The organism is Massilia sp. FBCC-B171 (assembly GCF_059134155.1).
The window spans coordinates 2,975,543-2,993,469 of sequence record NZ_CP101443.1 but is presented as its reverse complement, the minus strand read 5'-3'; the positions used below and the strand labels follow the sequence as shown (position 1 = coordinate 2,993,469).

General features: G+C 61.7%; 14 protein-coding genes, 1 tRNA gene and 1 other annotated feature. Of the genes, 11 read left to right on the top strand and 4 right to left on the bottom strand.

The genetic code is table 11. From position 1 onward, the window contains the following. Positions 1 to 216: 216 nt before the first annotated feature. Entirely contained in the window at positions 217 to 1,041 is an 825-nt protein-coding gene (gene gloB, locus NMB41_RS13555) for a hydroxyacylglutathione hydrolase (protein ID WP_494378340.1), read from the bottom strand. An 11-nt stretch (positions 1,042 to 1,052) separates the two neighbouring features. Here gloB and NMB41_RS13550 point away from each other — a divergent pair, with 11 nt between their 5' ends. The 4 genes from NMB41_RS13550 to NMB41_RS13535 all read left to right on the top strand — a co-directional run bounded on the left by NMB41_RS13550 (position 1,053) and on the right by NMB41_RS13535 (position 3,164). After that, on the top strand, positions 1,053 to 1,826 hold the full coding sequence (locus NMB41_RS13550; protein WP_494378339.1) for a class I SAM-dependent methyltransferase: 774 nt from the start codon (positions 1,053 to 1,055) through the stop codon (positions 1,824 to 1,826). 20 nt (positions 1,827 to 1,846) lie between these two features. Then, positions 1,847 to 2,287 (top strand): ribonuclease HI, encoded by a 441-nt coding sequence (rnhA, locus tag NMB41_RS13545; RefSeq protein ID WP_192050515.1) that lies wholly within the window; start codon positions 1,847 to 1,849, stop codon positions 2,285 to 2,287. 55 nt (positions 2,288 to 2,342) lie between these two features. Further along, the gene (gene dnaQ / locus NMB41_RS13540) at positions 2,343 to 3,050 is read left to right on the top strand and encodes a DNA polymerase III subunit epsilon (protein WP_494378338.1); all 708 of its coding nucleotides are present in this window, start codon (positions 2,343 to 2,345) and stop codon (positions 3,048 to 3,050) included. Between the two features lie 39 nt (positions 3,051 to 3,089). Beyond that, positions 3,090 to 3,164: transfer RNA gene (locus NMB41_RS13535), tRNA-Val, on the top strand. A gap of 351 nt (positions 3,165 to 3,515) precedes the next feature. Here the strand turns inward: NMB41_RS13535 and NMB41_RS13530 are convergent. From NMB41_RS13530 to NMB41_RS13520, 3 genes are all read right to left on the bottom strand, one after another. After that, on the bottom strand, positions 3,516 to 3,947 hold the full coding sequence (locus NMB41_RS13530) for a hypothetical protein (RefSeq protein ID WP_494378337.1): 432 nt from the start codon (positions 3,945 to 3,947) through the stop codon (positions 3,516 to 3,518). A 45-nt stretch (positions 3,948 to 3,992) separates the two neighbouring features. Beyond that, a complete protein-coding gene (locus NMB41_RS13525) occupies positions 3,993 to 5,129 on the bottom strand; it encodes an IS481 family transposase (RefSeq protein WP_494378336.1) in 1,137 nt (378 codons plus the stop codon). Between the two features lie 278 nt (positions 5,130 to 5,407). After that, on the bottom strand, positions 5,408 to 6,406 hold the full coding sequence (locus NMB41_RS13520) for a transposase (RefSeq protein ID WP_494378335.1): 999 nt from the start codon (positions 6,404 to 6,406) through the stop codon (positions 5,408 to 5,410). Between the two features lie 251 nt (positions 6,407 to 6,657). On the opposite strand from NMB41_RS13520, the gene NMB41_RS13515 reads away from it, so the two are divergent. From NMB41_RS13515 to NMB41_RS13485, 7 genes are all read left to right on the top strand, one after another. After that, a protein-coding gene (locus NMB41_RS13515) for an ISNCY family transposase (protein WP_494382804.1) occupies positions 6,658 to 8,174 on the top strand; the annotation gives its coding sequence in 2 pieces (ribosomal slippage) (positions 6,658 to 7,534 and positions 7,534 to 8,174; 1,518 coding nt in all). A 152-nt stretch (positions 8,175 to 8,326) separates the two neighbouring features. After that, entirely contained in the window at positions 8,327 to 9,460 is a 1,134-nt protein-coding gene (locus tag NMB41_RS13510; RefSeq protein WP_494378334.1) for an MBL fold metallo-hydrolase RNA specificity domain-containing protein, read from the top strand. Between the two features lie 78 nt (positions 9,461 to 9,538). Next, a protein-coding gene (locus NMB41_RS13505) for an IS3 family transposase (RefSeq protein ID WP_494378333.1) occupies positions 9,539 to 10,761 on the top strand; the annotation gives its coding sequence in 2 pieces (ribosomal slippage) (positions 9,539 to 9,827 and positions 9,827 to 10,761; 1,224 coding nt in all). After that, positions 9,817 to 9,933: a sequence feature (AL1L pseudoknot), on the top strand. Its footprint overlaps the gene before it by 117 nt. 618 nt (positions 10,762 to 11,379) lie before the next feature. After that, positions 11,380 to 14,190 carry a Z1 domain-containing protein gene (locus NMB41_RS13500; protein WP_494378332.1) on the top strand — a complete coding sequence of 937 codons (2,811 nt, stop codon included), beginning with the start codon at positions 11,380 to 11,382 and terminating at the stop codon, positions 14,188 to 14,190. Further along, complete coding sequence (locus NMB41_RS13495) at positions 14,187 to 16,268, top strand: hypothetical protein (protein WP_494378331.1); 2,082 nt, start codon at positions 14,187 to 14,189, stop codon at positions 16,266 to 16,268. Before NMB41_RS13500 ends, NMB41_RS13495 begins: the two co-directional genes overlap by 4 nt. Next, positions 16,265 to 17,245 (top strand): hypothetical protein, encoded by a 981-nt coding sequence (locus NMB41_RS13490; RefSeq protein ID WP_494378330.1) that lies wholly within the window; start codon positions 16,265 to 16,267, stop codon positions 17,243 to 17,245. The genes NMB41_RS13495 and NMB41_RS13490 overlap by 4 nt, the downstream gene beginning before the upstream one ends. After that, complete coding sequence (locus NMB41_RS13485) at positions 17,242 to 17,901, top strand: DUF6339 family protein (RefSeq protein ID WP_494378329.1); 660 nt, start codon at positions 17,242 to 17,244, stop codon at positions 17,899 to 17,901. Before NMB41_RS13490 ends, NMB41_RS13485 begins: the two co-directional genes overlap by 4 nt. The last annotated feature ends 26 nt before the right edge of the window (positions 17,902 to 17,927 follow it).

The window sequence follows — 17,927 nt, the reverse complement described above, 5'->3', positions numbered from 1 at the left end:
CGAGCAGTCAGCAAACCGCGCCGCCCTCCGGGACGGCGCGGTTTTTATTTGCCCTGCATCCCCTAAAACGTAACTAACCAACAGGAGCGCGCCCCCAAATGCAGCGTTTCCGGCCCATCAAGCCCTTGCGCCCGGTCAGCAGGAGAAGGGGTCGTAGGGTGGGCACTTGTGCCCACGCCGTCTCACCAGCTGATCACTCGCAAACTCGGCACTCCATCAAAACACGTTCTTCCACTCCCGCAAGGCAGCAAACGCCTGCACCGGCGTCGCCCCCTCGGACAATTTGCCAGCCTCCAGCAGCGAACCCACAATCTCCCGCTCCCGGTAGCGCAAGAACGGATTCGTGCGCCGCTCCAGCCCTATGCTCGACGGCACCGTCGGCAAGTCGGCGGCACGCTTGGCGCTCTCGTCGCGCATCCTCAGGGCCAGCGCCTCGTTCCCCGGCTCGACGGCCAGCGCAAACCGCAAATTCGACAGCGTGTATTCGTGCGCGCAATAAACCTCGGTATCCTCGGGCAGGGCGGCGAGTTTCTCGAGCGAGGCCGCCATCTGCGCCGGCGTGCCTTCGAACAGGCGTCCGCAGCCGCCGGCAAAAAGCGTGTCGCCGCAGAACAGCCAGTGCAGGCCGGGCGTCTTGCGCACATAGGCAATGTGGCCGAGCGTATGGCCCGGCACTTCCAGCACGCCAAGCTCCAGGCCGAGCCCGGGCACGGTGATGGCGTCGCCTTCGTCCAGCGGATCGGTGACGGCGTCGATGCCGTCGCCGCGCGGGCCGAATACGGGTACCGGGAAGCGCCTCAGCAGGGCCGGTACGCCACCAATGTGGTCAGCATGGTGATGGGTGAGTAAAATGGCGGTGAGGGTCAGGCCGTGCGCTTCCAGGCTGGCGAGGATCGGTGCCGCGTCGCCGGGATCGACGACGGCAGCATGAACGCTGTCGTGGATCAGCCAAAGATAATTATCCTTGAACGCTGGCACGGTCAGGACACTCAAATCATTACGCGCGGCGCTTGCGCCGTCAGAGTCGGGTTTGGTTTGCATAAGAGGTGGTCATGGATAGCGCTGCATCCGAAAAATCCATTATAGCGCTCGACCAATGGCTGCTTTCGCCGGCGGGCGCCTACGTGCGCGCCTTCGAGCAAGCCTGCCTGGAAGAGCTCACGGCCGACATCTTCGGCTACAACGCGGTCCAGATCGGCGTGCCGCAGATCGACGCCCTGGCTGCGAACCGCATGCCGAACAAGTGGCAGGCTGCAACACGCACCTCCACCTTCGACGAGCTCGAGTTTGCCGCCAGCGGCAAGCAGATCGCGGTCGCTCTCGATTTCGCCGAGCTGCCCTTCGCGTCGCAGAGCCTGGACCTGGTGGTGCTCCCGCACGTGCTCGAGTTCGCCTCCGAGCCGCACCAGGTCTTGCGCGAGGTCGAGCGGGTACTGATTCCCGAAGGGCAGGTGATCATCTGCGGCTTCAATCCGGCCAGCCTGTGGGGCATTCGCCAGGGCATCGGCAAGGTCACGCGCACCGGCTACTTGCCGGCGGCAGGCGAATTGATCTCTATGCCCCGCATGAAAGACTGGTTAAAATTGTTGAATCTTGGCGTCACGCGCAGCCACTTCGGCTGTTACGCGCCACCGTTTCGCACGGCCCAGTGGATCAACCGCTTCGCGGTCATGGAAGGGGCAGGGCAGAAGTGGTGGCCTTATCTGGGCGCCGTCTACATCGTGCACGCGGTCAAGCGCGTGAAGGGCATGCACCTGATCGGGCCGGCGTGGAACAAGAAATCAAGCCGGTCGCCGCAGGCGGTGCCGGCAACCAACAGAGAATAAACAAGGAAAGACCAGGCTGCATGACGACGAAAGTGGAAATTTTTACCGATGGCGCCTGCAAGGGCAATCCCGGTGCGGGTGGCTGGGGCGCGCTGCTGGTGGCCGACGGTCACGAAAAGGAAATCTTCGGCGGCGAGCCGAACACGACCAATAACCGGATGGAACTGAAGGCCGTGATCGAAGCCCTGGGCGTATTGAACCGCCCCTGCGAAGTCGTGCTGCACACCGACAGCCAATACGTGCAAAAGGGCATCTCCGAGTGGATCCACGGCTGGAAGGCGCGCGGCTGGAAAACAGCGGCCAAGGAGCCTGTCAAGAACGACGATTTGTGGAAGGCGCTCGACCAGGCCCAGCAGCAGCATGCGGTCGAATGGCGCTGGGTGCGGGGGCACAACGGCCACCCGGGCAACGAGCGCGCCGACGTGCTGGCGAACCGCGGTGCGGCGACGGTGAGGCGTTAAGACGAGCTCGCTTGCGCTATACTGCCGGCTTGCCTCAACTTATTTTTAGCCTGCCATGCGCCAGATTGTCCTCGATACCGAAACCACCGGCCTGAACCCACGAACCGGTGACCGCGTCATCGAAATCGGCTGCGTCGAACTGGTCAACCGCACGCTGACCGGCAACAACTACCACCGCTACATCAACCCCGAGCGCGAATCCGACGAGGGCGCGCTCGCGGTGCACGGCCTGACCACCGAGTTCCTGAGCGACAAACCGAAGTTCCACGAAATCGCCGAAGAACTGCGCGCCTACATCCAGGGCGCGGAAGTCATCATCCACAACGCGCCCTTCGACCTGGGCTTCCTGAACCACGAATTCGGCCGCCTTGGCTTGCCGAGTTTCGTTTCGCATTGCAGCGGCGTGATCGACACCCTGATCAACGCCAAGGAAATGCACCCCGGCAAGCGCAACTCCCTGGACGCGCTGTGCGACCGCTACGGCGTCTCGAACGCGCACCGCAAGCTCCACGGCGCACTGCTCGATGCGGAACTGCTGGCCGACGTCTACCTGTCGATGACGCGCGGCCAGAACTCGCTGTCGATGGACCACGAGATCGAAACCTCGAGCGACGGCATCGAACTCGATGCGGTACCGCTGGGCGAGATCATCGTCGTTGCCGCCAGCGCGGATGAACTCGCCTTGCACGACAACCTGCTCGTCGGACTCGACAAAGGCGTCAAAGGCGACTGCGTGTGGAGAAATTATTCGCCAAAAGTTTGACGGTAGAGAAAGTTTTTGGCATAATACGCCTCGTTGTCAGGGAGGTTAGCTCAGGGGTAGAGCACTGCATTCACACTGCAGGGGTCGCAAGTTCGAAACTTGCACTTCCCACCAGAATTCGTAGGAAAATCAAAGGCTTGTAACGTCGCGTTACAGGCCTTTTTGCTTTGTACGGGAAAAGTACGGGAAATCCCCTTGGACGTTTCTGGACAAGAGTGGACGCACTTCGAGGCACGAATACCCCCGGTAGCTGGCTCGGCGGATCGTGCCTTGTGTATCGCGGCCCGTAGAGAGCGCGAAACGGCTTTCGCCTTGCTGTCGGGTGTCGTAGCGCACTCGGGCTGGATGGGCGAACAGGCTGGTTATCCTTGATATCGATCGCGCCGTCCACGTCAGAACCTGAGCCAAGAATTTCTGCCGAGACCAAAATAGCCCGCTGCCCTGACAGGCACGCGGGTTTTTTTTCTAGGAAAGCAAAGTCAGCTTGTCGATTTCCAGCTCAAGCATTGCAAGGTAGTGCTCGGGATGTTTGCGGAAGCGGCAGCGTAGGCGGCGCGCGTTGTGTCGCTGTTCGAGTTCGGCGCGTCGTGCGCGCCAGCGTGCATGCGGCACGCTGGCCAGCATTTGCACCGTCACCAAGGCGTCCCGCGTGTACAGTGACGCCGGCACGCGCACACTGCCGTCGGTCACGAGTGAGGGGGACGCGACTTTGCGCCCACTGGCTCGCCGCTCGTGATAGCGCACGCGGCCAAACGTCTGCTCCAGCGCATTGTTAGTACGTGGCAGGTCAGCGATCCGGTAGCAGTAAAACAGATTGTCACCGTAACTGCGTGTCACCTTGAGGAAGTGCTGCGCCGATGCGCGTAGGGCTGCGGGCACTGTTTGGCCGTGACACATGGGTAACACTTGTCGGGAGACATAGGTGACACTATTTTGGCCATGTTACCCGAACTTGGTCGTGTCAATTTCATGCAATTCGGTGCCGCAGAAATAGACCTTGTAGACGCCATCGATATCGGTCGCCCGCAGCGCAATTTCATGTCCTATGAGCCCTTCGCCGATGAAGCACTCGTGCTTCTTGAGCATGACGTGGCCGTTTCCTCTCACTTTCAAAACTCGGTCTCCAGATAGGTATTCCACTGGCGGAAGTACGGCAGGGAACTCCCTGCCACTGCGACGGTAGCGGTCCATGGGCGTAGCGTGACCCAGGGCCTGATGTGGACGAAGGTGGTTGTAAATCGCGCGCCAATCGTCGAACGCCGCCTGGCAGTCGGCAATCGATGGGAAACCGTGGCGGGTAATGACTTCGAGTTTCAATGTCCGATGAAACCGTTCATCTTTGCCTTGCGTTTGCGGGTGATAGGGACGGCTATGGCCGACGCGGATACCCAACCGAATTAACCAAGCTTCAAGCGTTGATATTCCCATGCCACGCGGCAGCCCCCAGGGTGGACCGTTGTCGGCTGTAATCCGGTCTGGTAACCCATAGCGCTCAAACGTGGCGGTCAGCGCAGCCTTGACGGTGCTGGTCTGCTCGTTGCTGCAGGCTGCCAAACACAGGTTGAATCTGGAGTGATCGTCCAGCACAGTCAAAGGATGACACCGTCCTGCCCGACTGTCACTCAAGGCGAAGTGACCTTTGAAGTCCATCTGCCAAAGCATGTTTGGCTCGGCGTGCTCGAAGCGCTTTGTAGCGGCATCTGGGCCTTTTATGCTGCCATGTATTTGTCGGCCGTGACGCCGCAAAATGGCATCGATCGTGCTGGGATGGGGCAAGCTGGCTTCCTTTGGAAGCAGTGCATGCAGTTTTCGGCTACCCCAACAGTCATACTGATCATGCAATCGCAGGACGCTCGCCTCAAGCTCGTCACTGGAGCGAGCAGGCGAAGAATGCGGGCGGCGCGATCGATCTGCCAGTCCCGCTTCCCCTTCCGCAACAAAGCGCTTGAGCCACTTGTAGCCCGTCTTCCGGCTGACCTTGTAAGCCGCGCAGATGGCTTGAACGTTTGCGCCCGGAGCGCTCGCAAGCCGGACAAACTCCAGTCGCATTGACATGGTAGAGGACTCCTTCCAAGGCATCGCACGCTCCCAGTTCTTGAGGTGCAATAATCATAAAAGAAGTGTTACCCATGTCTCCCGACAAGTGTTACCTATGTCCCCCGGCCAAACAGGCACGTCGGCCCCGTCCAGCCCTTGCAACCATTGGTCGTAGCGCCGCCGTACTGTCTGCGTGCTTGCGCCGTCTGCATTGTCCAGGATAGTGCTGGCCTGGCGCACCCATTGCGCGCCTCGCCTCACCTCTGGCCACAGCGGCGCGCAGTATGCAAGGGCGCGTTGCAGGATGCCTTGGAGTCGCTTCAGCGTGGCCGGCGCCCCCTTTTTTTGCCTGCTGTTTCCAGGCTGGTTTCGATCTGTTCTATTCGCTCAGCCAGCTGCAATCCGGAAAACGCCAAGGGTGGCCGGGCGTCGTCGGTCATGGCACTGCGCACGGCCGCGCAGTAACCCAGCACCACGTCGTCGCCGGCATCGGTTTGATGCTCGGCCGAGCGCTCGATGCTACGCACGTCGCGCACGCGTTTTTTCAATTCCTTTTTAGCGTGGCGGTCCGCTTCCCATATCGGCCGCGCTGCCTCGCGCAGATAGTGGAACTGGCACAGCTGGTGGGGCACGTCCGGTAAGGCTTGGGCAACTGCGATATGCAAGCTGTTTTGCCCGTCGGAGAGCACGGCCACCACGGGCACCGGCAGCGAGGCGGCGACATCCTCGATGAGTGCGCGCAGTTCAGTGCTTGCCGACGAAAGCAGGCTGCGCGCGCACAGGATTGTTCCGGACAGGACGTCTCGCACCACCCACAGTACTTCGTGACCGACATCGGGCTGCAGGCCATCGACGGCGAGGATGACGCGTCCCTGCGCTGACAGCTGGGACGCGCGCTCCGGAAGCGTCTCCAGAGCCAGGCTTAACAAAAGATCGTACTGGGCCAGCAGGTTTTGTGTCGTGCGCAGCGCCAGCGACACGCCTTCCTGTTCCAGTTGCGCGTGGATTTCCGTGCATGAGCGATGCTCGCGGTAGCGCAACTGCCCGACGCGCAAAACGACGTCCAGGCCAAATTCCTGCGCCGGCAAGGCCCAGTGGCCTTCGTCCTCGGGATGGTAGGGATGATGGAAACAGGTGCAGCCGGCGTGCTCGCAGCGACGAATGGACAGGTGCAGGCGCACTAGTCCACGTCGGGTCATCAGCTTGCGCTTTTTGGTGTACGCCACCGACATCGGCTGCCCACATGCCGGACAGGTGAGCATGCAAGGGGTAAGCCGGACTTCTTCGACCGGCTCGGCTCGGGCGGTATCACGGGACATGGCGTTCTCCCTAACTCAATCCGCGTTAGACCTTCAACGCATCAAGTTGTGCCAGCCAAGCCCCTTTTGCTTTCCTAGTTTTTTTCTAGGACGGCACATTCCGCTTGTGCCGGACTTTTCTCTCCCGACCGTGGTCAAACGGACATGCATGAAGGAGAGTTGCCATGTCTGGACGCATTGCTCGTGATAACGCCGAAAGTGAGCACCGGCTCCCGGTTACCCTGACCCACTGCGCTGCATGCGGGCATGCGATGCCAGTGGCGTACACCAAGACGCGCAAGCTGATGACGATGAGCGGGTTGGTTCTGCTTCGGCTGCAGATTCGCCGCTGTCAAAACAGCTCTTGTGAACGATTCCACAAAGTGTGCCATCCCGAAGCTGAAGGGAGCTGGGCATTGCCTGATCAGGAATTCGGTCTCGATGTCGTGCTGCGTGTCGGGCAGCTGCGATACCGGGAACACCGATCCCGTGCCGAAATCCATCAACGCTTGCTGCAGGACGGCGTGACGCTGGGCGAGCGTAGCGTGTCCAATTTGCTGGCGCACTACGACATATTACTCAGCCTCTCTCTGGACACGCTTCCCGAGCGCGGCGCGAAGCTGGCGGCACAGGGACACGCCATTTTGGCGATCGATGGTTTGCAGCCCGATGTCGGCCATGAAGTGTTATGGGTGGTGCGCGAAGTGCTGTCGGGCGAAGTGCTTTGCGCACGCAGCCTTTTGTCGTCGGCCAAATCGGAACTGCAACCGTTGATCGAGCAAGTGGCTCGGGCGCTGCCGGTCCCGGTGATTGCCGTGGTATCCGACGGTCAGCGCAGTGTTCGGCACGCTGTCGCCGCTGCCCTGCCGGGTGTGGCACACCAACTATGCCAATTCCACTATCTACGAGAGGCAGCCAGCCCTTTGTGGGAGGCAGATCGGCATGCCAAGAAAGAGCTGAAAAAACTGGTACGGGGGGTACGCCCGCTCGAATGCGCCGCCGCTGATGGCGGCGCAGCAGCCGATGTGGTGACCGGCTACTGCGCCGCCGTGCGCAGTGCGATGACCGAAGACGCGCATCCGCCACTGGTGTTTGCAGGATTGCGCCTGCATCGACATCTCACTGATATCCATGCCAGTGTGCGGCGAAGCGCCGAAAAAAAGGGGCGCTGACGGCGCTCAGGCGCCTGCGCGATATGCTGGAGCGGGCGCTTCAACGTACTGCCACCTTGTGGCCCGACGTTGAGCTGGGCGCTTCTTGGGTGCACGCAGCATCGTCCATCCTCGCCAATAGTGACGCACTGCCAGCCGACCTTGTCGCGGGGCGCTATCAGGACTGGATCGGCCGCCTGGAACTGGAAAGTAGCGCTGCCGGTCTGTCCGCAGCACTGCGCGAGGCCGCTTCCCATTTCATCAGAGTGACCCGCGGGTATGGCCTGGATCTTTTCCATTGCTACCGGATCCCGGGCCTGCCGCGCACTAACAACGCCCTCGAACAAGCTTTTGGCAGCTTGCGTTATCACGACCGCCGCGCCAGCGGCCGCAAGGTCGCTTCGCCGTCCCTGGTACTCAGTGGGTGTGTGCGAATGGCCGCTGCCGTTTTTACTCGTACTCGCACGGTGACACAGGACATGTTGGCTGCCGTGTCGCATGCCCGCTGGTACAGCGAACGCGCCGCGCTCGAACGTCGCCGCCAGTCACGCTGCCTGCGGTTCCGTTTCAGGAAAAACCCTGCGGCCTATCTGACTAAACTAGAGTCAGCTTGTGACAAGCTAAATGTGCCGTCCTAGTTTTTTTCGTCCTTGACGCATCTGTGATCCAGGGCCGCAAAGCCGCTGCACAAACCGTACGAGCTCGACGACGCCGACGGCCCCCACCGACTGACAATTCGGACAGGGGCGAGGCATCAGGTGCACAGCGCCGCGGCAGGGCAATTCGACTGATGAACGTGGGCAAGACCGATTTTTCGGTCGTCGAGTCAACGTACGGCGCAACAGTGCGCACTGCGGAGCAGGCCGACCCGGAGCATCGACGGGCCCGACTGCGCGGCCTGCTCGACCGGACAATCGAGCGCAACGGCACGCTGGTCATTCCGGCCTTTGCTCTTGGGCGAGTGCAGGATGTCCTGTTCGACCTGCACTGGATCGTGGCCGAAGATCCACAGCGGTATGCAGCGGTCGGCTTCCATCTGGACGCGCCTAGCGCGCAAAAAATGAATGCCGTGCTGCTGGAGGCAGCGAACAGGACGGAGAACAATGGCGCAAAAGGCAAAGTGCGGCCGCTCTGGCTTGGGAAGCAGATGTTCCGCTGGTTCGATCTCGACGACGCCAACCCGGTCCATGTGCTAATGGTTCTAGACATCTGCCGCGTGACGCTGCTGCCGAATGCCGGTAGAGCAGAGAAGGGGCCGCACCATGGAAATGCATTAGCACGCGCGTGGCGTCCGATTTTCCGCACGGTCGAGAATCAAAAACGGCTCATGAGGGACGAAGGCACCTGTGCTTCGGTGTACGTCGTCAGTTCGGGCAGCTGCGACGGTGGTCCCGCAGCTTGGTGGCTGCCGAAGCTGCTTTCGTCGCCCGGGAATACCGTTGCGCTGGCGGGTTTCTGCTCTGCGAGCACTGTTGGTGGCCAGTTGCTGTCGCTTGCCCAGGCCGGTCCTGGCGAGCGCCGGCGGTTGACCGGCGACATTACCTGGCCTGGCGGGGCGACGATGCCCATGGCTCAGGTGGAGGCGAACATTGTCTCGCTCTCCGGGTATTCGGCCCACGCCGATCAGGCAGGGCTGCTCGACTGGATTTTCGACGTGCGTGAAGACCTGCGCCCCATTGAAAGCAGACTGGTGTTCATTCAGCATGGTGGCAACGCTCAGCGGCTTGAGCTGGCGAAGGCGATCCAAGCACAGGCACAGGAGGAAGGCGTGGTCATCACGCAGGTACTTCCTGGCGACCCTGGCGTCTGGTACGACCTCGACCGGAATGCGTTGGAAATTTCGGAGGAACTTCGCGTCAGGCAGATGGAGGAGATTGCTCGTCTGTCCCGTGAAGTGGCGAGGCGATGCACTTCTGGGCAGTAATCCGCGCGCTATCCGCACACGAACAGTTTGAATCGCCCCGGGTTTTGTAGAGGCTCCATTCTTTGAGAAAATGGAGCTATGAAAAAGCAACCCAAGTATTCCCCCGAAGTCATCGAGCGCGCCGTACGCATGGTCAGCGAAGCCGGCAGCCAGTACGAGTCACAGTGGGCAGCGATCACGTCGATCGCGGCCAAGATCGGCTGCACGCCAGAGACGCTGCGCCGCTGGGTGCGCCAGCAGGAGCGTGATACCGGCCAGCGCCCAGGACCAACCACTGCCGAAGAGGAGCGCGTCAAGGCGCTCGAGCGAGAAGTGCGCGAGCTGCGCAAGGCGAACGAGATTCTTCGCCTGGCGAGCGCGTTTTTCGCCCAGGCGGAGCTCGGCCGCCACTTCAAGCCGTGAGAGCGTTCATCGAACGGTACCGCCATTCCTACGGTGTCGAGCCGATCTGCAAGGTGATGCAGGTCGCACCGTCAGGCTACTGGCGTCATGCCGCGCAGCAGCGCAACCCGGCACTGCGCTGTGCCCGAGCCCAACGCGACGACGTGCTGAGCGTCGACATCGAACGTGTCTGGCAGGCGAACCTGCAGGTCTACGGGGCCGACAAGGTGTGGCGCCAACTGCGTCGTGAGGGAACCGACGTGGCCCGGTGCACGGTGGAGCGCTTGATGCGCAAGGCCGGGCTGCGCGGCGTTATGCGCGGCAAGGTCGTACGCACGACGGTTGCCGATGCGAAGGCACCATGCCCGCTCGACCGGGTCAACCGCCAGTTCAAGGCCCAGCGGCCAAATCAGCTGTGGGTCAGCGATTTCACCTATGTCTCGACGTGGCAGGGTTTCGTCTACGTCGCGTTCGTCATCGACGTCTTTGCTCGAAGAATCGTTGGCTGGCGCGTCAGCAGCTCGATGCGAACCGATTTCGTGCTCGACGCCTTGGAACAGGCGCTGTACGCACGTCAGCCCGAACGAAACGAGCTGGTCCATCATAGCGACAGGGGCTCGCAATACGTATCGATAAAGTACAGCGAGCGCCTGGCAGAAGCCGGCATCGAGCCGTCTGTGGGTAGCAAGGGCGACAGTTATGATAATGCTCTGGCCGAGACGATTAATGGACTCTACAAGGCTGAGCTGATCCATCGCCGCGCTCCCTGGAAGACGCGGGAGGCCGTCGAACTGGCCACGCTGGAATGGGTATCCTGGTTCAACCATCACCGCCTGCTGGAACCGCTCGGCTATATACCGCCGGCCGAAGCTGAGGCAAACTATTACGAGCAACTGAGCAGTCAAGCCATTCCGGCCTGACTCACACTAACCGGCCTCCATGAAAGCCGGGGCGATTCAGTTTTCATGTTGGTCTGTATGGTCTGTAAGCGGCCACTACCAGGTGCCAGCCGAACGGCATTCCGTAACGGTACCGGCGTCAAGTGCTTTCAGCCTGCCACACGTGTCATCCAGTTTTCGTATTCGTTGTATCCGCGGGCGTAGTTCTACTCGGCGGTGCCGGCGATGCTCAAACAACATAAAAGACACGCACCTCCTTGTTCGGTAAATACAGTGTTCGGAGCCGATGGCCGGAATTAGGCGCCGGACTCCGGTGCATTGCATGAAATTCGTGCCTCTGTTGCAGAACGGATATTTTGTCTTGTGCAATTAATGCTGGTAATCCACAATATGTGACCGCCTTTATCCAGCTGTGCGTTTCACGTCTCAGCCTCGCCTTGATGAGCAAAACTTCATATTCACCCGCGATCATCGCTTCTTTTCGCCAAGGCTGCACCGGCCGTCGCCAGGCAATAACGAAAAACTGTTCCTGCGGATATGCAGAACCCTGACTGAATGCGTGCTCGATTCTCCGCGTCCCGGTCCGCCTGACAAACACGGCAAACCGGTCATCTAAAAGCCTTTCGACAACAAGACCTCATGCTCGACTCAATTAACGACCCAAAATTCGATTGCTACCGGGCCTATATCGAACTCGCCCGCAGGAACGGCAAGGAGTGGGACTTTCTCGAACACCTGAACCGTACTTCCGAAGATCTGGACAGGTGGTTCCTCGACCAGGAAGAAACGCATTTCTGGCCACGCCTCGGCGCCACTGCCGACATGCGCCTTGCGCAATGGCTGGCCATCGTTGCCGCGAAGCGCACGGCCGAGGAGATGTCGGTCGCAGCCACCCGTCCGCTCGTGATCGTCGGAGTGGAAGAGTCGGAGCAGAACATCCAGGTCCCGCCGGTCGAAAGAAGTGCGTGGCAGATGTACCGGGCTCACCTTGATCGGCAGAACTGGAAGCCGGCGGCCATCGACAGCATCGAGAACTCGGCGCTGCACATCCTGCGCCGCATGCGTCTGAGTACCGCCGAAAGGGGGCCGGTCAAGGGTCTCGTGGTCGGCCATGTCCAGTCGGGCAAGACGGCCAACATGGCAGGTCTTATTTCGATGGCAGCCGATTACCGCTGGAATCTATTTATCGTGCTGAGCGGCACGCTGGAGAATTTGCGTCTCCAGACGCGCAAGCGTCTCGTCCGGGATCTGAATCATCCGGGTAATCTCAGCTGGAAAGTCGTCGAGCATCCATCGTCTTCCATGCCGCCCGGTGCTAGGGCTCAGGACATGCAGTTCCATGCTGCCGGGCACGACCGCCATCTGGTGGTCAGTCTCAAGAACGCGTCACGTCTGGAAGGCCTGATTGCCTGGATCACGAAGCACGAGGTCGGAATGGCGCAGATGAGGATCGTGATCATCGACGACGAGGCTGACCAGGGCGGCATCAACACCGCCAACGTCTCGAAAGAGGAACGTTCCCGGATCAACGGGCTGATCGTTCGGCTCGTGCAGTTACCGGTCCAGAGCGTCAATTACGTGGCGTACACCGCGACACCCGCCGCCAACTTCCTGAACGAGGGGCCGGGCGAGTCGCTGTATCCGGAAGACTTCATCGTGGCGTTGCCGCAGTCGGACGAACACTTCGGTCCGCTCCAGATCTTCGGTCAGCCCGAAGCCGGTCGGCCACCGCTGGGAATCGTGCAGGATGTTTCGCTCGAGGATCTTGAGGTGCTCGATCTGCTTCACCAGGGAGATGGCAGCTCGTTGCCGGGTGCTCTCGAAGAAGCCGTACTCTGGTTCCTGTGCTGTGTGGCCGCGATGCGGCACAAGGGTATTCGCAAGCCCGTCAGCATGCTTGTGCATACCAGCGCGGCGCAGCGGCACCATGCCGCCGTCGAGACCGCGTTGCGCGCATTCCTGCTCGCATGCGGGGCCGATCTGCCCGCCCTTGTCGCGCGCTGCGAGGGCGTCTGGGAGGAGCGGACGGCCGACCTGGATCCGGACAGCTTCCGCGAGCGATTCCCGTCCTACGGCCGACTGGCTGAACTGGAAGACTATCCGCCGTTCGCCGATTTTGCGGACGGCCTGGCGGTGCTGGTCTCGACCGTCACGGCAATCCAGCTCGACGAAGACTATGAACGTACCTACCACGAGGGACTCCACGTCTGCGTCGACAACTGCGCCAACAATGGCATTTCCGACGAAAACGAAGTCCGTCGCCTCTTCTATCCGGATCCCGACGATTCCCGGGTGCCGGATACCGCGACCGCGTTCATCGTGATCGGCGGCGGTACGCTGTCGCGAGGGCTGACGATCGAAAACCTTGTCAGTACCTTCTTCCTGCGCGCCTCGGCACAGGCCGATTCGCTGATGCAGATGGGACGCTGGTTCGGCTACCGGAAGGAATACGAACTGCTGCCGCGTATCTGGATGCCCGAGGCCACTCGCATGAAGTTCGAATACATGACCATCTACGAGGAGGATCTTCGCGATGATCTGCAGCGCTTCATGTACCGCGGGGCCCGTCCGTCGGAGTTCGGTCCCAGGGTGTGCGTCCACCCCCGCTCCTCCTGGCTTCGGCCCACGGCAAAGGGTCGAATGCAGAGTACGGTTACGGCGGATTATGACTTCTCGGGCGTGAACCGGCAGACAACCCTGTTCCATGATGGACCCGGATCAGGCAAAGTACACGGGCTGAACCTTGTCCAGACCGAGGCATTCCTGGCTGCGGCAGGCACACCCGTCAATGGGCACGGCAACAGTCTTGTCTGGCGCGGCGTCGGTGTTGCAGAGGTAATCGCCTTCCTTCGCGGATTCCGGTTTCATGATGCCAGCCAGTTCTTTTCGGAAATCGAACCGTTTCTCGAATGGCTCGACAGCCAGGCTGCGGAGGCCGGTTATGACTTCTGGAACGTGGTCGCAGCCGGCAGCGATCCGCGCAAGGGGCTGGCCTGGCAGTTGCCGGGTGGCGCCGTCGGTCTGGTATCGCGTACCCGCATGCTGCCGGACCGTAGCGATGGCGCGGTCTCGATTGGTGCATTGCGGGATCCGCGCGACCTGCTGGCAGACGCCGGTGCCGCAACCGCGGCCGACTTGAAGGGGCCGCTCAACAACATCAGGGTCGACGAACTGCGAAATGGATCTGGTGTTGGCGGCATCCCGCAGCTGCTTTTCTATCTGATCGACAGAGAAAGCAAACCCGGAGACGCAGCGCGCGAGGTCAAGGAGGACGGGAGCGCGCGCGGAGATCTCGGGGCCGAAACGGACATTGTCGGCCTCAGCCTGTGGCTGCCGGGCGTTAGCGATCGCAAGACCGGCTACGCAGTACGCCTGACGGTAAGGATTCCGCCGGCGCTGCTGGCTTCGGAGGACGATCTGCCCGGCACCGGCGAAGAGGACGATGCATGAAGTATCACGCTCTTCCGCTCCGGCCCATGCAGGAGTCCGGTGCGTTCCTGCTGCGCGCCATGCAGAATGAGGACATGCCTCGTCTGGATCTGCTGGTACGCGAATCAGTCCAGAACGCGCTCGACGCGGCGCTGGATCGGCAGCTTGGCGGTGAGGTCCGGATTGCGTTCCATGTGCGCGAGCATGCCACGGAGACGGTCGCTTCGGTGCTGTCCGAAGGTATCGACCGAAGGACGCTGCTTGAACGGTTCTCTTCGGGCGGAAAATTGCTGGAGATCCGGGATTCCCTGACCGAGGGCCTCACGGGCCCGCTGGGTTTCGACGAGATCGCACCCGACGGGGTGCATGGCAACCTGCTCAAGCTTGTCTACGAGATTGGTCGTACTCGCAGCGATATCGATGCAGGGGGGTCATGGGGTCTGGGGAAAACATGTTACTTTCAGATGGGCATTGGCCTCGTTTTCTATTACAGCCGGATCAGGCTCGACAATGGGTTCCAGGAGCGACTGGTGGCCAGTCTGGTCGAGGATGAGACCAGGTCCGACAGGCTGCAGCGCACCACGAAAACCGGCATCGGCTGGTGGGGCGCGGAGGGAGCGCTCAAGCCGATCACGCGAGCAGCGCAGATGGAGCGAGCGCTCGACATGCTCCGTGTCAGACGCTTTACTGGAGAGGAAACCGGCACGTCGATCATCATTCCTTTCCTGCGCGACGACCTCGTGCCGGCTGGAGCTTTCGATGACGATGGCAGCACGGCACACCTCCCTTGGTGGTGCGACAACTATGGTGACTATATCCGGATCGCACTGGAGCGCTGGTTCTGCGCGCGGCTCGACAACCCGCACTTTGCGACCGGCCCGCGTTTGAGCGCGGAGGTCAATGGCAAGGAAATCACCGCCGGCAGGATGCTGCCGGTGTTCCAGGTTGCGCAGGCGCTGTACAACCGGGCGATCGGCGCACCAGTAGGGTCAGAGGATTACCTCACACGCAACAATGTTCCTGCCGATGCGGTCATGCTGCAGCCGGTTGCGCCGCGCAGCCTTTTCACGACGTCCGGCCCGGCTGGCGACCTTGCGGCGGCTCTGCTCACGCCGGAGCAGCTAGGCATGGCCGCGCCCCTGAACCATTACGACCCCGGAATGTGCGTGTTCGGGAGATCCGGTGCGATTCCGCCATATCGCCCGCTGGTTACATTCATGCGACGCCCGGGGATGTGCGTATCCTGGGACGACAGCACGGAAAGCCGGGGCTGGGCAGGCGGGCAGCCAGGTGTGGCCGACACCCGTTATCTGGTGGCTGTTTTCGTGCCGAGGCAGAATCGGGTCCTCGTGGATGCAGGGCGACGTACCAGGGAAGAAACTCCAGTTACCCTTGAGTCGTACCTGCGAGGCTGCGAGCGCGCCGATCATGCGGCCTGGCATGACGTGGCCGGACTGAAGGTCATCGAACGAATCCGCTCGAACTGCGCCCGCATCCTGCGCGACTTCGGTAGCCGTCGGGCTCCAGTCGCGACGGTCGCGACGGCCATTCGCATGGCGCGAAATCTTGCGGACCTGGTATTGCCGGAGCGCGGCATGGGAACCGATGGTCGGTCGGGACGACCGTCGTCGACGCGTTCGGGCGGAAGCAAGGGCGGCGGCGGCGGTGGGAGACGGCGTTCGACATCAGTTACACCGATCTTGGAACTGTTGAACGTCATCTATCTTCCGGGCGCGATGCAAGTGCAGTGGTCACTCGAGTGGGGCAGCGCCGATCCTGGTGTCGCCCGGGCGATTTCATTGAAGGTCGATTCCGAGAGCGGTCCGATCAGCCTGCAGCAATGGTGCGAAGAAGGACTTGGGACCTTTCCGTTCCGTGTGCTCGATGCTGCAATTGAACCGGAGGGAAATAGCGCTGCCGGAGGCGCGGTCGAGATCGACAGTGTCGAGAACGGAAGTGTCCTTCTTCGGCTGTCCGGGAAGGGGCCGGTCGGCACGGTGCGAGGAGCGCTCCGTGTCGAACTGGCTGCTGGCCGTCCCGGAACACTGCGTCCGGTTCTCGTCGCCGACGTGAATGACGCTACCGTGGAGCAGGCATGAGCAGGACCGTCCTCAGCCCCTACCGCACGCTGTCGACGAGCCTTCCCGACATGCCACGTCCCGGCATGCGGCTCGTGTTCGGATCCGAAGGGCCGAATCCCGGCGCGCTCGATCTTGGTGGCGGGGAGTATTCGCTTGGAAGCGACAGCGACTGGAATCCGGACCTGCATAACCTGACGGTCGGCTGTGTCCTGGCGAACGTGGCGGAACTCCATCCGCTGTTCGGCGCCGGCGGCGTCGCCGCCACGGATGCAGTTCTCCTGCTTGCCCTCGAGTGGTCCTCGGCGGACTCGGGATGGCGCGGCCTGGGGCGGCCGCTGCGGTTGACCGGGGAACAACTGTCCGCACCTGACGAGATGCCTGCCCTGCAGCTGGTACTCCCGGCCGGGACAATGAGGGGAACTGGCCTTCTGGGCGTGCAGGTATATCTATGCGAGCCAGGCACCGCCGACAGCGCGGACGCGGGTCTCGCACGCCAAAGGGGCGCGAGGCTGGGGATGCTGTCGGATCCGGTGCGCTTCGTGATCGACAGCGATGGCTCGCTGTTCCCGGTTCTCGAGGAGTCGCTCGGCCGGGACGAGGCGCTGTGGGAAATGCGTACATGCTGGAACGATCCTCGTGAAGAGCCGTTCAGCAGCGAATATGTTGCACTGGTGCTGAACCGTGATCACGCATTGTTCGAACAGCTCGGTACAAGGCGTGGAGAACAGGGCGGGCAGACCCCGCTGATGCGGCATGTGCTCGCATCCTGGATCGCGTTGCTGGTTCATTCCGTCAGTACGGACCTGGAGACCGAGTTCGACGAACTGGTCGCGGCGCCGGCCCCGACAGGCGACTTTGCCAGCATCGCCGAAGCCGCCGCGGTTCTTGTCCGCACGGGCGATCTCGATACCGGTTCGCTCGGCGCGCTGTTCGCTTCGGTGCAGCGATGGCTCGACCGCCGAGTTCGGGCAACGACAACGGAGGCTGTCGAATGAAGTGGTCGACATTGAACGCGACTCTCGCGCGGCGGCGCCATGAAGAAATGACTGAAGCAGGCAAGTTTGTGCAGGCCGGGCTGTCGGCGGACTACGCGATGTTGCGCGACCGACTGGTGGAAGCCATCCCCCGGTTCGACGGCAATACCGGGGCCGGTGCATATGATGTGGCCGCCGGCCTTGCCCTGTACCGGATCCTGGGGGAAGCGGGGATGGACGTTCGGACCGCCGCCGACGACGGCGTCTGGCGCTTTCTGTCGCTCAGGGTGGTGCCGGACATCGTTCAGGCGAGGTGGACAAAGCTGCCGGCAGACCGGTTCTGGCGTGGCCGCAGCCGTATCTGGCTGCGTGCGGTCTGGTGGCTGATTCATCTCGCGTGGCAGGAAACTGAGGAACAGACCCGCGCGGTTCTGACCGATGTGACGACGGACACGATCGTCCAGCTGGTCGAGCGTCCGGGGCGAGGCGGGTTCCGTATTGAACTCGCGCGCGCGATGTTCCGGGAACGCAGCAGCAGACGACTGTCTCAGGAAGAGTTCCGAGCGCTCATGAAACTCAACACGGCACGCGTGATGGTGACCGAACCGTGGTTCTGCAACGGCGGAATCCGTGGATATGTTCGCGAGCTGCACGATTATGTCGTCAGTCTCCGCTGACCCTACGTGACAGGAAAAGGAAACTG

Coding starts and splice junctions, on each gene's coding strand:
- gloB (WP_494378340.1), bottom strand. CDS start 1,041: ATGCAAACCAAACCCGACTCTGACGGCGCAAGCGCCGCGCGTAATGAT.
- NMB41_RS13550 (WP_494378339.1), top strand. CDS start 1,053: ATGGATAGCGCTGCATCCGAAAAATCCATTATAGCGCTCGACCAATGG.
- rnhA (WP_192050515.1), top strand. CDS start 1,847: ATGACGACGAAAGTGGAAATTTTTACCGATGGCGCCTGCAAGGGCAAT.
- dnaQ (WP_494378338.1), top strand. CDS start 2,343: ATGCGCCAGATTGTCCTCGATACCGAAACCACCGGCCTGAACCCACGA.
- NMB41_RS13530 (WP_494378337.1), bottom strand. CDS start 3,947: ATGTGTCACGGCCAAACAGTGCCCGCAGCCCTACGCGCATCGGCGCAG.
- NMB41_RS13525 (WP_494378336.1), bottom strand. CDS start 5,129: ATGCCTTGGAAGGAGTCCTCTACCATGTCAATGCGACTGGAGTTTGTC.
- NMB41_RS13520 (WP_494378335.1), bottom strand. CDS start 6,406: ATGTCCCGTGATACCGCCCGAGCCGAGCCGGTCGAAGAAGTCCGGCTT.
- NMB41_RS13510 (WP_494378334.1), top strand. CDS start 8,327: ATGAACGTGGGCAAGACCGATTTTTCGGTCGTCGAGTCAACGTACGGC.
- NMB41_RS13500 (WP_494378332.1), top strand. CDS start 11,380: ATGCTCGACTCAATTAACGACCCAAAATTCGATTGCTACCGGGCCTAT.
- NMB41_RS13495 (WP_494378331.1), top strand. CDS start 14,187: ATGAAGTATCACGCTCTTCCGCTCCGGCCCATGCAGGAGTCCGGTGCG.
- NMB41_RS13490 (WP_494378330.1), top strand. CDS start 16,265: ATGAGCAGGACCGTCCTCAGCCCCTACCGCACGCTGTCGACGAGCCTT.
- NMB41_RS13485 (WP_494378329.1), top strand. CDS start 17,242: ATGAAGTGGTCGACATTGAACGCGACTCTCGCGCGGCGGCGCCATGAA.